The organism is Niallia sp. MER 6 (assembly GCF_023714395.1).
Taxonomy (GTDB): domain Bacteria; phylum Bacillota; class Bacilli; order Bacillales; family Cytobacillaceae; genus Niallia.
Window position 1 is genome coordinate 1 of record NZ_JAMAUK010000112.1, and the last position, 548, is coordinate 548.

A 548-nucleotide genomic window follows, 5' to 3' on the forward strand; every position below is an offset into this window, starting at 1 on the left:
CTCATAACCCGAAGGTCGCAGGTTCAAATCCTGTCCCCGCAATCTGGTCCGGTAGTTCAGTTGGTTAGAATGCCTGCCTGTCACGCAGGAGGTCGCGGGTTCGAGTCCCGTCCGGACCGCCATTTTTCAAAAAAAGTATAAAGGCTCAGTAGCTCAGTCGGTAGAGCAAAGGACTGAAAATCCTTGTGTCGGCGGTTCGATTCCGTCCTGAGCCACCATTAATATCATGATTATAATAGATTAACATGATGGCGGTTGTGGCGAAGTGGTTAACGCATCGGATTGTGGCTCCGACATTCGTGGGTTCGATTCCCATCAGTCGCCCCATATTTTAAATTTAATAACGCGGGTGTAGTTTAATGGTAAAACCTCAGCCTTCCAAGCTGATGTCGTGAGTTCGATTCTCATCACCCGCTCCAATATATGGGCCTATAGCTCAGCTGGTTAGAGCGCACGCCTGATAAGCGTGAGGTCGATGGTTCGAGTCCATTTAGGCCCACCATATTATTGTTCCGCAGTAGCTCAGTGGTAGAGCACTCGGCTGTTAA

At 49.3% G+C, this 548-nt stretch carries 5 tRNA genes; all 5 read left to right on the plus strand.

Annotation, left to right across the window (positions count from 1 at the left end):
- The first annotated feature begins 45 nt into the window (after positions 1-45).
- Positions 46-122, plus strand: a tRNA-Asp gene (locus M3600_RS28535).
- Positions 123-142: 20 nt separating this feature from the next.
- Positions 143-218: transfer RNA gene (locus M3600_RS28540), tRNA-Phe, on the plus strand.
- A gap of 33 nt (positions 219-251) precedes the next feature.
- Positions 252-327: transfer RNA gene (locus M3600_RS28545), tRNA-His, on the plus strand.
- Positions 328-345: 18 nt separating this feature from the next.
- A tRNA-Gly gene (locus M3600_RS28550) sits at positions 346-419 on the plus strand.
- A 6-nt stretch (positions 420-425) separates the two neighbouring features.
- A tRNA-Ile gene (locus tag M3600_RS28555) sits at positions 426-502 on the plus strand.
- The last annotated feature ends 46 nt before the right edge of the window (positions 503-548 follow it).